Below are 12,728 nucleotides of genomic sequence, written 5' to 3'. Positions count from 1 at the left end.
CAATGAGAAGTGCTTTTGAAGAAGAATTACACAATTTACATCTTCGCTTTTCGGAGATGGGAATGATGGTCAACGAATCAATTTTAAAATCAGTAAAAGCATTCGTTAATCATGATAAAGAATTAGCAAGAGAAGTAATTGAAGAAGACAAACGTATTAATAGACGTGAAACTGACTTAGAAAAAAGTTCATTTGAGCTGATTGCTTTGCAACAACCAGTAACAACTGACTTACGAATGATTGTTACAGTATTAAAAGCTAGTTCCGATCTTGAGCGTATGGGTGATCATGCGGTTAGTATCGCTAATGCAACAATTGAGGTTAAAGGAAAAGAACGTATTCCAGAAGCCGAAGAATTGATTGCTAAGATGGGTGACAGTGCTAGACAAATCGTTGAAAACACATTGGATGCCTATCTGAAAGAAGATAGTGAGAGAGCTGAGGCAATTGCTAAAGAAGACGATGTGATTGATGAATTCGCTCGTAAAATCAGTGATTTATGTATTATTAAGATGAAAGAAAATTCTGAAACCATCATTGGTGGAACATCATATATGTTAGTTGCCAGTTATCTAGAACGAATTGGTGATTATGCAACTAATATCTGTGAGTGGGTTGTCTACTTAAAAACAGGACATGTTGTTGAGCTCGATTAATAAATTTTGACATTGTATCAAATATGGATACAATATGAGTACTTAATTTATCTAAGGAGCAAGACGCATTAATGAGAATTATTTCTAAAACTTTAATTTATACTTTGCTTTTCATGGCGATTAATCAAGCACTTCCACAGTATTTTAGTATGGATAGTGTTATGACCGCTCTGATAGCTAGTTTTGTATTAGTATTATTGAATCTAACAATCAAACCAATATTACATTTAATATCGTTTCCCATAACATTTTTGACATTTGGATTATTCTCATTTGTTATCAATGCCATAATTTTAGAATTAACATCTTCAATTATGCATGATGCATTTAGATTCAATAGTTTTGGTAGTGCGATTTTAGTAGCGATTATCCTTTCTATTGCTAATTCAATAATTAATAATTATGTTAATTCACATAAATAATCGACCGAAAGGTCGATTTTTTTATATGTATAATAAGTGTCTTAAATGATAAACTATTACTAATAAAATAAATGGTGGTGGATGTAATGGAGAATCAAGTCAGCGTAAGACAATTAGTTGAAGATAATGATTTAAAAGTTATCTCTGGCGAAGAATTTTTAAGTTCAAAATTCGTTACAGTAAGTGATATTTCACGTCCTGGAATAGAACTAACTGGTTATTTTGATTATTATCCATCAGAACGAATTCAACTATTAGGTCAAACCGAAGTTGCTTATATTCAAGAATTAAGTTCAGATACAAAAAAAGACATATTTAAGAAGTTAGCTCATGAAGATACACCAATGTTTTTGATTGCTAGAGAACTTGATGCAACTCCTGAATTAATTGAGGCTTCGAATAATAAAGGAATTCCGATTATTCAATCGACATTACCAACAACAAGACTTTCTAGTTTAATTACCGAGTATTTAGACCAAGAATTAGCTCAACGTCAAAGTATGCACGGAGTATTGGTGGATATTTATGGTATTGGAGTTTTGATTACTGGAGATTCAGGAGTTGGTAAGAGTGAAACTGCATTAGAATTAATCCAAAAAGGACATCGATTAATTGCGGATGATCGAGTTGAAGTATATCAACAAGATGAAAAGACAGTGATTGGTGAAGCACCTAAGATTTTGAACCATCTGCTAGAAATCCGTGGTGTGGGAATTGTTGACGTGATGAATCTATACGGTGCAGGAGCAGTTCGTAGTCACGTACAAATAGAACTAGTGGTTAATCTCGAACAGTGGAATAAAGAAGGTAACTATGATCGACTAGGATCTGGCGAACAAAAACAATCAATTTTTGATGTAAATGTAGCCAAAATCACAGTACCTGTCAAAGTAGGACGTAACTTAGCAATTATTATTGAAGTTGCTGCCATGAATTTCCGCTCACGTAAAATGGGTTTTGATGCAACTAAGACATTTGAAGCTAACTTGAATAAATTAATTCAAGAAAACTCAGAAAAAGAAGAGAACTAATGCAAGAACTATTAACCTTGAACCCAATTGCTTTTAGCTTTGGTGGATTACAAATTCATTGGTATGGATTAATAATTGCCACCGGGGCTTTTTTAGGTGTAATGTGGGCAATGAATGAAGCACAAAAACAAAATATTGATTCCGAAAAAATAATTGATATGGTACTTTGGATAGCACCATTTGCACTAATCGGAGCAAGATTATACTATGTCTTGTTTGAACTTCCATTTTATTTGAGTCATCCAGAAGAAATAATTAAAATATGGCATGGTGGAATTGCTATATACGGAGGATTATTAGCAGCTTTAGCTGTAGTAATAATATTCTGTCGTCGTAATCAAATTTCACCTTGGAAAATGCTGGATATTGCGGCACCTTCAGTGATGCTCGGTCAAATTATCGGTCGCTGGGGTAACTTCATGAATCAAGAAGCTTTTGGTGCAGTAACTTCACATCATTTTTTAATCAGTCTGCATTTACCTGATTTTGTGATTAATCAGATGTTAATTAGTGGGCAGTATCGCCAACCAACATTCTTGTATGAATCAGTTTGGAATTTAATAGGACTAGTTATTATATTAATAATTCGTCAACGTGGATTGTTTAAACAAGGTGACATTATTTTAAGCTACGTTACTTGGTATGCTTTCGGAAGATTCTTCATAGAAGGAATGCGTACTGATAGCTTATACATATTTGGAGTCTTTAGAGTCTCACAATTGTTATCAGTTGTTCTATTCTTTGGTGCAATAGGAATTATGATTTATCGTCATCGCACACAAAAATTACCACTATATAATCTTAAATAGGAGATATTATCATGGCAAAAGTAGCCGTATTAGGAGCCGGATCTTGGGGTACAATTTTAGCTAACTTATTAGTTGGAAATAACCACGAGGTTAAATTATATGGAAATAATCAACAATGTGTTGATGAAATTAATAATGAACATACAAATAAACACTACCTACCAGAATTTTCAATCAATGAAAAATTAACAGCCACTACTGACCTAAAAGAAGCAGTTAAGGATGTTGATATTGTATTATTTGTTATACCTACACAGGTAATAAGAGAAGTTGCTAAGAAATTAGCAGTTATCTTGAATGAAACTAATGCTAGTCCAATTCTAGTTACTGCATCTAAAGGGCTAGAACAAGGGACATACGAACGTATTTCTGAAGTATTGGCAGAAGTGGTTCCGGAAGAAAATCGCAGTGGGATTGTTGTTTTATCTGGACCTAGTCATGCTGAAGATGTGGCAAATAAAGATATTACAACGTTAGCAGCCGCATCTACTCAAGTTGACAAAGCTGAGTATGTTCAACAAGTATTCATGAATGATTATTTCCGTCTTTATACAAATGAAGACGTGATTGGTGTAGAAATGGGTGCAGCGCTTAAGAACGTTATAGCGATTGGAGCGGGTACTTTACATGGTTTAGGATATGGTGATAACACTAAAGCTGCACTTATAACACGAGGTTTAGCAGAAATTACTCGTTTGGGAATAGCAATGGGTGCTAATCCTCTTACCTTCAGTGGGTTATCAGGTGTTGGAGATTTAATAGTTACTTGTACTAGTGTTAATTCAAGAAATTGGCGCTTCGGTAACGCCTTGGGTAAAGGTGAAAAAGTTAACGACATTTTAGAGAATATGGGAATGGTCGTTGAAGGGGTTGCTACATGTAAGGCAGCTTTTGAATTAGCTGAGAAACAAAATGTGGATATGCCAATTACTAATGCAATTTATCAAGTAGTCTACGGAAATATGCAAGTAGACGATGTGATTAAGAAATTAATGGGTCGTTCTGGACGCTCTGAAATGGAGTAAGACAGATTCTTGGACAATTTGATAAAAGTTGTTTAGGATAATGAATTGTAAATATGTAAAGAACTGGGGATTACTAAACATGAAAAAATTCGATGTAATGGTTATCGGTGCAGGTCCTGGTGGATTGACAGCTGCGCTATATGCTTCTAGAGCTAACTTATCAGTAGGAATCTTGGACCGTGGAATTTATGGTGGTCAAATGAATAATACTGCTGAAGTTGAAAACTATCCTGGTTTTGATTCGATTATGGGACCAGAACTAAGTGAAAAGATGTTTTCTTCATCAACTCGCTTTGGTGCAGAATTCTTATACGGATCTGTAGCTTCTATTGAAGTAGATGGCGACAAGCGTATTGTGAAAACTGATGAAGATACTTATGAAGCACATGTAGTAATTATCGCTACTGGTTCAGAGTATAAGAAAATTGGAGTCCACGGTGAAGATGAATATTCTGGACGTGGAGTATCTTACTGTGCGGTTTGTGATGGGGCGTTCTTTAAAGACCAAGATGTAGTAGTTGTTGGTGGTGGAGATTCTGCCGTTGAAGAAGGTGTATATCTAACACAAATGGCTAAATCAGTTACTATTGTACACAGACGTGATCAATTACGTGCGCAAAAGATATTACAAGACCGTGCATTTAAAAATGATAAAATCAAATTCGTTTGGGATGCTCAAACCGAAGAAATTATGGGTGACGGAAACGAAGTTACCGGATTGAAATATCGCGATAAAAATACCGGTGAAGAACATGTGATACCTGCTGCGGGAGCTTTCATTTATGTTGGTATTCAACCACTGACAGAGCCATTTAAAGACTTGGGAATTCTTGATGATGAAGGTTGGATTGATACTAACATTAAAATGGAAACAAATATTCCTGGTGTTTATGCAATTGGGGATGTTCGTAAGAAAGAATTACGTCAAATCACTACTGCTGTTGGTGATGGTGGTATTGCTGGACAAGAAGCATTCAATTATATTCAAACATTAACAGACTAATCTAAAGTACTTCTGAGTTATCAGAAGTACTTTTTTTATAGGGTATTCCTTACGTATTTTTAAAGATAATTCGAGTTTTTTCTTATAATACGGTAATATATAAGAGTTAAGAACAACAATTGGAGGCTATTATGAGCTGGGAAGATAACTTAAAAATTTGGGAAGAGTACCCTAATCTCGATTTAGACTTAAAATTTAAATTAAATGAATTAAAAAAAGATGACAAAAAAGCTGAAGAAGCTTTTTACGCGCCAATGGAATTTGGAACAGCGGGTATGCGTGGCTTAATGGGCCCTGGTATTAATGCTATGAACATTTATACTGTCCGCCAGGCTGCATCAGGTCTTGCAGGCTTAATGGATACACTTGATGAAGATACTAAGAGTCGCGGAGTGGCAATTAGTTTTGATTCACGCTATAACTCACAATTATTTGCTGTTGAGTCAGCAAAAGTTCTTGGAGCACACGGAATTAAATCATTCCTATTTGATAGTTTACGACCAACACCAGAATTGTCATTTGCAGTTCGTGAATTGAATGCTTATGCAGGTATTATGATTACTGCTAGCCACAATCCAAAACAATATAACGGATTCAAAATTTACGGTGAAGATGGTGGACAAATGCCACCAAAAGAATCAGATATTATTACTGATTATGTTCGTAAGAATTCTGACTTATTTGCAATTGAAGTTAAGGACATTGAAGAACTACGTGAATCTGGTCTGGTTACACTAATAGGTGAAGATATTGACCAAATTTATCTTAAGAATTTAGCAACTGTTACGGTTGATCAAAATTTAGTTGATCAAGAAGGTTCTGACTTGAGATTAGTATATTCACCACTTCACGGAACAGGTAAAGTGATAGCACCAAGAATGTTTGCTAATCAAGGATTCAATGAGATTTCAATGGTTGATAAACAAGCTATTTTAGATCCAGAATTTGCCACAGTGCCATTCCCAAATCCTGAATTTACTCAAGCATTTGATATGGCAATCGCTCAAGGTAAAGACGAAAATGCAGACGTCCTAATTGCAACTGATCCTGATGCTGACCGCCTAGGAGCTGCCGTGCGTTTGCCAAGTGGTGACTATCAATTGATGACTGGTAACCAAATTGCCAGTGTCTTAATTGAATATATCTTGCATTCAATGAAAGAAAACAACAAACTTCCTGAAAACGGTGCAGTTATTAAATCAATTGTTTCAACTGAATTAGCAACTAAGATTGTTAAGAGTTATGGGTTAGAAATGTTTGATGTCCTAACAGGATTCAAGTACATTGCTGAAATGATTCAAGATTTTGAAGATACTAATTCACATGAATTCCTATTTGGTTTTGAAGAAAGTTACGGTTACTTAGTTAAGGGATTTGTCCGTGACAAGGACGCTATGCAAGCATCATTATTGTTAGCAGAAGTCTCTGCCTTTTATAAATCTCAAGGCAAAACAATGTATGATGGATTGTTAGACTTATACAACAAGTATGGCTATTACCAAGAAAAAACTCTTTCTGAAGAATTTGAAGGTGTTGATGGTAAGAAGATTATGGCTGACTTGATGACTAATTTCCGTGAAAAAGGATTCTCTGAAATTGCGGGGCATAAAGTTGTTAAAACTATGGATTATCAAACAAGAATCGCTAAAACTGAGAGTGGTGAAGAAGAGATTGAATTACCACAAGCTGATGTTTTGAAATATATTCTTGATGATGAAACTTGGATTGCAATTCGACCTTCAGGTACAGAACCTAAGATTAAATTCTATATCGGAGTTACTGATAGTAGTGAAGAAGCAAGTAGTAATAAGTTGGCAGAATATGTCAAAGAGATTGGTAATTGGACAAAGTAAATTAATGGCGAAAATATGTTCGTAGTGGTAAAATGTTGAGGTGATTTCATAAGAAATTATTTCAACATTTTTTTGTACATAAATTTAATCATAAGGGGGGAACTAATGTTAGATTATGAAGCAAACCATAAGTTCAAATTAGTATCAAAGTACAAGCCTGCTGGAGATCAAGGACAAGCGATTGACAAGATAACTGACGGTTTTGAAACTGGTAAAAAAGAACAAGTTTTAGAAGGTGCTACTGGTACTGGTAAGACTTTTACAATGGCTAATGTCATTCAAAATCTTAATAAGCCTACATTAATTATTTCACATAACAAGACTTTAGCTGGCCAATTATATGGTGAGTTTAAAGAGTTTTTCCCTGAGAATGCTGTTGAATATTTCGTCAGTTACTATGATTACTATCAACCTGAAGCATATGTGCCATCAAGTGATACTTACATTGAAAAAGACTCAAGTATTAATGATGAAATCGATAAGTTACGTCATTCGGCAACAAGCTCTCTTTTGTCACGTAATGATGTTGTTGTGGTGGCTTCGGTGTCTAGTATTTTTGGACTGGGTGATCCTAGTGAGTATCGTGAAAATGTTCTTTCAATTCGTGTTGGTCAAGAAATTGGTCGTAATCGTTTGATGACCGAACTAGTAAATAACCAATTTGAACGAAACGATATTGATTTTCAACGTGGACGATTCCGTGTTCGTGGTGATGTAATTGATATTTTCCCGGCTTCTAGAGATGATTCGGCGTTACGTGTTGAATTCTTTGGTGATGAAGTAGATAAAATCACACAAATGGATCCTTTAACGGGTGAAATTATTGGTGAGTTAGAACAAATATCAATTTTCCCTGCTACTCACTTTATGACAAATGATGAACAAATGGCTAAAGCCATTGAACGTATCAAAGGAGAATTAAAAACTCGCCTAGCAGAACTTAATCAAGAAGGTAAGTTATTAGAGGCACAACGATTAGAACAAAGAACAAATTATGATATCGAAATGATGAAGGAAATGGGTTATACCAGTGGGATTGAGAATTATTCTCGCCATATGGAAGGACGTAGTGAGGGTGAACCTCCTTATACATTACTCGATTTCTTCCCTGATGATTTTAATATCATGATTGATGAATCTCACGTTACTATGCCACAAATTAGAGGGATGTATAACGGAGATCGCGCACGTAAACAAATGCTTGTAGATTATGGGTTCCGTTTACCAAGCGCTTTAGACAACCGACCATTAAGGCTAGAAGAGTTTGAAGAACATGTTAATCAAATTCTTTATGTTTCAGCAACTCCCGGACCTTATGAATTAGAACGAGTGCCAGAAGTTGTTGAACAAATTATTCGACCAACTGGGCTTTTAGATCCTAAGATTGAAGTACGTCCAATTATGGGGCAGATTGATGACTTGGTTGGTGAAATTAATACTCGAGTTGAAAAAAATGAACGAGTATTCGTCACAACTTTAACTAAGAAGATGGCCGAAGACTTAACGGATTATTTCAAAGATATGGGAATTAAAGTTAAGTACTTACATAGTGACATTAAGACACTGGAACGTACACAGATTATTCGTGATTTACGATTAGGAAAATTCGATGTCTTAATTGGTATTAACTTACTTCGTGAAGGGATTGACGTTCCAGAGGTTTCGTTAATTGCAATTTTAGATGCTGATAAAGAAGGTTTCTTGCGAGCTGAACGATCATTAATTCAAATTGTTGGACGAGCTGCACGTAATGAGCACGGTGAAGTTATTATGTATGCTGATAGAATAACTGACTCTATGCAAGGAGCTATGGACAAAACGCAACACCGTCGAAATGTGCAGACTAAATATAATGAAGATCATGGAATTACGCCAACTACGATTATTAAACCAATTCGTGACGCTATATCAGCTATTACCAAAGTTGAAAACGTTACTGGTGAACAGATAGTTGAAGACGATTTAGACTTTGAAAACATGTCCAAACAAGAAAAACTTGAATTGGTTGAACAATTGAATATACAAATGGAGAATGCAGCTAAAAAACTTGATTTCGAAGCTGCTGCTAACTTGAGAGACACGATTTTAGAATTAAAGGCGGATATTTAATAAATGGCAAATGACAAAATAGTTATTAAAGGAGCTAGAGCTCATAATTTAAAAGATATTGATGTGACAATTCCACGTGATAAGTTAGTTGTTATGACTGGTTTGTCTGGCTCAGGTAAAAGTTCACTTGCTTTTGATACTTTATATGCCGAGGGGCAAAGACGCTATGTTGAGAGTTTGTCAGCTTATGCACGTCAATTCTTAGGTCAAATGGATAAACCAGATGTAGATTCAATTGAAGGATTGAGTCCAGCTATTTCAATTGACCAAAAAACAACATCTAAAAATCCACGTTCAACTGTAGGTACAATCACAGAAATTAATGATTACTTACGGTTACTTTGGGCTCGCGTGGGTACACCTATCTGTCCGAATGATGGGACAGTGATTACTAGCCAATCTGTTGAACAGATGGTTGATACGGTACTTGCATTAGATGAAAAAACTAAACTTCAAATAATGTCACCTGTTGTTCGCGGTAAAAAAGGTCAACATAAAAAAGCTTTTGAACAAATTCAAAAGCAAGGTTACGTGCGTATTAGAGTTGACGGTGAAGTAATGGAAGTTAATTCTGACATTGAATTGGATAAGAATAAGAAACACGATATTGATGTTGTGGTTGATAGAATTGTGATCAAAGACGACGTGAGATCACGTTTATTTGATTCAATGGAAGCAGCCCTTCGATTATCAGGTGGCTATGTCACTATTGATGTTATTGGACAAGAGCCAATGATTTTTTCTGAACATTATGCCTGCCCAATCTGTGGTTTTACAGTTGGTGAATTAGAACCTAGACTATTTTCATTTAATGCACCTTTTGGAGCATGTTCTGATTGTGATGGTCTTGGTATGCGTTTAGAAGTGGATATAGACTTAGTTATTCCAGATCCAACTCTAACATTGCGCCAAGGGGCTATTGCTCCTTGGAATCCAATCAGCTCAAATTATTATCCACAGATGCTAGAACAAGCGGCTGCAGAATTCAAGATTTATATGGATAAGCCATTCAATAAATTACCTAAGAAGCAACAAGAAACTATACTTTACGGTTCTGATGGTAAACAATTCCACTTCCACTACGAAAATGACTTCGGTGGTGTTCGTGATGTGGAAGTCGAGTTTGAAGGAATTATTCCTAATATTGAACGACGTTATAAAGAAACAAATAGTGAATTCACTAGAGAAACAATGAAGAAATACATGACTGAACTTGTTTGTCAGACTTGTCATGGTAAACGACTAAATGAAAAAGCCTTAGCCGTAAAAATTGAAGATTCAGATATTGCAGAAGCTTCTGATTTGCCAATTAAAGATAGTTTGAAGTTCTTTAATGATGTTCATTTATCAGAACAAAATACTGTTATAGCAAAACCTATCTTAAAAGAAGTTACAGATCGACTAGCTTTCTTACAAAATGTTGGTTTGGAATATTTGAATCTATCACGATCGGCAGGAACGTTATCTGGTGGAGAAGCACAGCGTATTCGGTTAGCAACACAAATTGGTTCTAACCTATCAGGAGTTTTATATATTCTTGATGAACCGTCAATTGGGTTGCATCAACGTGATAATGATCGACTAATAACTTCGTTGAAAAAAATGCGCGATTTAGGTAATACACTAGTAGTTGTTGAACATGATGAAGATACGATGAATGCTGCAGATTATCTAATTGATGTTGGACCAGGCGCTGGGAACCTTGGTGGTGAAATTATGGCTGCCGGAACTCCGTCAGAAGTGAAGAAGAATAAGAATTCGCTAACTGGTCAATATCTATCTGGCAAAAAATTCATACCAGTTCCAGAAAAGCGACGTAAAGGAACTGGTGATAAAGTTAGAATTACCGGAGCCTCAGAAAACAACTTAAAAAATATAAAAGCTGAATTCCCACTAGGTAAATTCACAGCTGTTACTGGTGTATCAGGTTCTGGTAAGTCAACGTTAGTAAATATGATACTTCAACGAGCATTGGCACAAAAATTAAATAATAATTCCAGAAAACCTGGTAAATATAAGAGTATTTCTGGTTATGAGAATATTGATAAATTAATTAATATTGATCAAAGTCCAATTGGACGTACTCCAAGAAGTAATCCTGCCACTTATACAAGTGTCTTTGATGATGTACGTGATCTTTTTGCTCAAACTAATGAAGCTAAGCTTAGAGGTTACAAAAAAGGAAGATTCTCCTTTAATGTCAAAGGCGGTCGATGTGAAGCTTGTAAAGGTGACGGAATTATCAAAATCGAAATGAACTTCTTGCCAGATGTTTATGTGCCATGTGAAATCTGCCACGGTACAAGATATAATTCGGAAACACTAGAAGTTACATATAAAGGCAAAAACATTGCCGAAATTCTTGATCTTACAATTTCAGATGCATTAGAATTCTTTGAAAACATTCCAAAGATTCATCGTAAGTTAGCAACCATTGTTGATGTTGGTTTGGGATATGTGAGCTTGGGACAATCTGCTACAACTCTATCTGGTGGAGAAGCACAACGTATGAAACTTGCTTCCGAACTATATAAGAGTTCACGTGGAAAGAACTTATATATTCTAGATGAACCAACAACTGGACTACATACTGATGATATTGGTCGCTTGTTAGTGGTTCTTCAAAGATTAGTTGATGAAGGTAACACGGTTGTTGTTATTGAACATAACTTAGATGTTATTAAATCAGCCGACTGGATTATCGATTTAGGCCCTGAAGGTGGAGAAGGTGGCGGACAAGTTATCGCTACAGGAACTCCGGAAAAAATTGCTGAAGTTAAAGAGTCATATACTGGTCAATATTTAAAACCAGTAATGGAACGTGATAAGAAATTAACAAAAAAAGGATGATGTAATCATCCTTTTTCTTTTATCCAAGAAATGAAACACCAGGAATGTTATAATAGATGAAGTATAAAAAGAGAGTAGTAGGTGACAGATTTGGACGAAATTAAACTTGTTATTGTAACTGGAATGAGTGGTGCAGGTAAGACTGTTGCTATGCGTTCTTTAGAAGATTTAGGTTATTTCTGCGTTGATAATATGCCACCGGCATTATTTACTAAGTTTTGGGAACTGGTTAAAGAATCTGGAAATGTTGATAAGGTCGCTTTAGTAGTTGATCTTCGTTCACGAGGATTTTATGAAACAATTATTTCTATGATTACGGAACTTCGTTCAACAGAAAACGTGAAGACAAAAATCATGTTCTTAGATGCTTCTGATGAAGAACTAGTTTCAAGATATAAAGAAACACGTCGTGCACATCCGCTTGCAGTTGATGGCGGACGTTTATTAGACGGTGTGAAAAAAGAACGCCAAATGTTAGAAGATATTAAGAACAGTTCTGACTTTGTCGTGGATACAACTGATACTAATACTCGACAACTTCGCGAGAGAATTATTGAGTATTTTAAAGGTGAAAAGAGTGATCTATTCCGAATTGAAGTTATGTCTTTTGGATTTAAATACGGTATTCCAATCGATGCTGATAATGTGATGGACGTACGTTTCTTACCTAATCCTTTTTACATTCCAGAATTAAAACATCAAACAGGACTAGATGCACCAGTAGCAGATTATGTATTTGATAACAAGGCTACTCAAGATTTCTATGATAAATATATTGAACTATTAAAATCAATTATTCCTGGATACGTAAAAGAAGGTAAGTCGAGTTTGACGATTGCTATTGGCTGTACTGGTGGACAACACCGTTCAGTTGCTATTGCTGAACGAATTGCCAAGGACCTAATGAATGATTATCAAGTCGATGTGATTCATCGTGACAAAGAGAAGTCTCAAAATGGGGGGCACTAAG

10 protein-coding genes are annotated in these 12,728 nt (G+C 35.5%); all 10 read left to right on the top strand.

Annotated elements, in window-relative coordinates:
• The first annotated feature begins 2 nt into the window (after nucleotides 1-2).
• A complete protein-coding gene (phoU, locus tag RD055328_RS05070; RefSeq protein ID WP_244088146.1) occupies nucleotides 3-656 on the top strand; it encodes a phosphate signaling complex protein PhoU in 654 nt (217 codons plus the stop codon).
• Between the two features lie 71 nt (nucleotides 657-727).
• Nucleotides 728-1,078 (top strand): phage holin family protein, encoded by a 351-nt coding sequence (locus RD055328_RS05065; protein WP_244087715.1) that lies wholly within the window; start codon nucleotides 728-730, stop codon nucleotides 1,076-1,078.
• Between the two features lie 86 nt (nucleotides 1,079-1,164).
• Entirely contained in the window at nucleotides 1,165-2,109 is a 945-nt protein-coding gene (gene hprK / locus RD055328_RS05060; protein ID WP_244087714.1) for an HPr(Ser) kinase/phosphatase, read from the top strand.
• On the top strand, nucleotides 2,109-2,918 hold the full coding sequence (gene lgt, locus RD055328_RS05055) for a prolipoprotein diacylglyceryl transferase (protein ID WP_244087713.1): 810 nt from the start codon (nucleotides 2,109-2,111) through the stop codon (nucleotides 2,916-2,918). Before hprK ends, lgt begins: the two co-directional genes overlap by 1 nt.
• 8 nt (nucleotides 2,919-2,926) lie before the next feature.
• Nucleotides 2,927-3,943 carry an NAD(P)H-dependent glycerol-3-phosphate dehydrogenase gene (locus RD055328_RS05050; protein ID WP_279593986.1) on the top strand — a complete coding sequence of 339 codons (1,017 nt, stop codon included), beginning with the start codon at nucleotides 2,927-2,929 and terminating at the stop codon, nucleotides 3,941-3,943.
• Between the two features lie 79 nt (nucleotides 3,944-4,022).
• Nucleotides 4,023-4,946 carry a thioredoxin-disulfide reductase gene (trxB, locus tag RD055328_RS05045; protein ID WP_244087711.1) on the top strand — a complete coding sequence of 308 codons (924 nt, stop codon included), beginning with the start codon at nucleotides 4,023-4,025 and terminating at the stop codon, nucleotides 4,944-4,946.
• Nucleotides 4,947-5,077: 131 nt separating this feature from the next.
• Nucleotides 5,078-6,799, top strand: coding sequence for a phospho-sugar mutase (locus tag RD055328_RS05040; RefSeq protein ID WP_244087710.1), 1,722 nt, complete (start codon nucleotides 5,078-5,080; stop codon nucleotides 6,797-6,799).
• Nucleotides 6,800-6,904: 105 nt separating this feature from the next.
• The gene (gene uvrB, locus RD055328_RS05035; protein ID WP_244087709.1) at nucleotides 6,905-8,908 is read left to right on the top strand and encodes an excinuclease ABC subunit UvrB; all 2,004 of its coding nucleotides are present in this window, start codon (nucleotides 6,905-6,907) and stop codon (nucleotides 8,906-8,908) included.
• Between the two features lie 3 nt (nucleotides 8,909-8,911).
• Nucleotides 8,912-11,758, top strand: coding sequence for an excinuclease ABC subunit UvrA (gene uvrA / locus RD055328_RS05030; protein WP_244087708.1), 2,847 nt, complete (start codon nucleotides 8,912-8,914; stop codon nucleotides 11,756-11,758).
• Between the two features lie 81 nt (nucleotides 11,759-11,839).
• On the top strand, nucleotides 11,840-12,727 hold the full coding sequence (gene rapZ / locus RD055328_RS05025) for an RNase adapter RapZ (protein WP_244087707.1): 888 nt from the start codon (nucleotides 11,840-11,842) through the stop codon (nucleotides 12,725-12,727).
• The last annotated feature ends 1 nt before the right edge of the window (nucleotide 12,728 follow it).

The organism is Companilactobacillus sp. RD055328, from assembly GCF_022835675.1.
Lineage (GTDB): Bacteria > Bacillota > Bacilli > Lactobacillales > Lactobacillaceae > BQUT01.
Note: the sequence above shows the minus strand (reverse complement) of the source record. Positions and strands in the feature narration are given on the sequence as shown.

Excerpts from the sequence above, each read along its gene's own strand:
- hprK (WP_244087714.1), top strand. The coding sequence starts at position 1,165 with ATGGAGAATCAAGTCAGCGTAAGACAATTAGTTGAAGATAATGATTTA.
- RD055328_RS05065 (WP_244087715.1), top strand. The coding sequence starts at position 728 with ATGAGAATTATTTCTAAAACTTTAATTTATACTTTGCTTTTCATGGCG.
- trxB (WP_244087711.1), top strand. The coding sequence starts at position 4,023 with ATGAAAAAATTCGATGTAATGGTTATCGGTGCAGGTCCTGGTGGATTG.
- uvrA (WP_244087708.1), top strand. The coding sequence starts at position 8,912 with ATGGCAAATGACAAAATAGTTATTAAAGGAGCTAGAGCTCATAATTTA.
- RD055328_RS05040 (WP_244087710.1), top strand. The coding sequence starts at position 5,078 with ATGAGCTGGGAAGATAACTTAAAAATTTGGGAAGAGTACCCTAATCTC.
- lgt (WP_244087713.1), top strand. The coding sequence starts at position 2,109 with ATGCAAGAACTATTAACCTTGAACCCAATTGCTTTTAGCTTTGGTGGA.
- phoU (WP_244088146.1), top strand. The coding sequence starts at position 3 with ATGAGAAGTGCTTTTGAAGAAGAATTACACAATTTACATCTTCGCTTT.
- uvrB (WP_244087709.1), top strand. The coding sequence starts at position 6,905 with ATGTTAGATTATGAAGCAAACCATAAGTTCAAATTAGTATCAAAGTAC.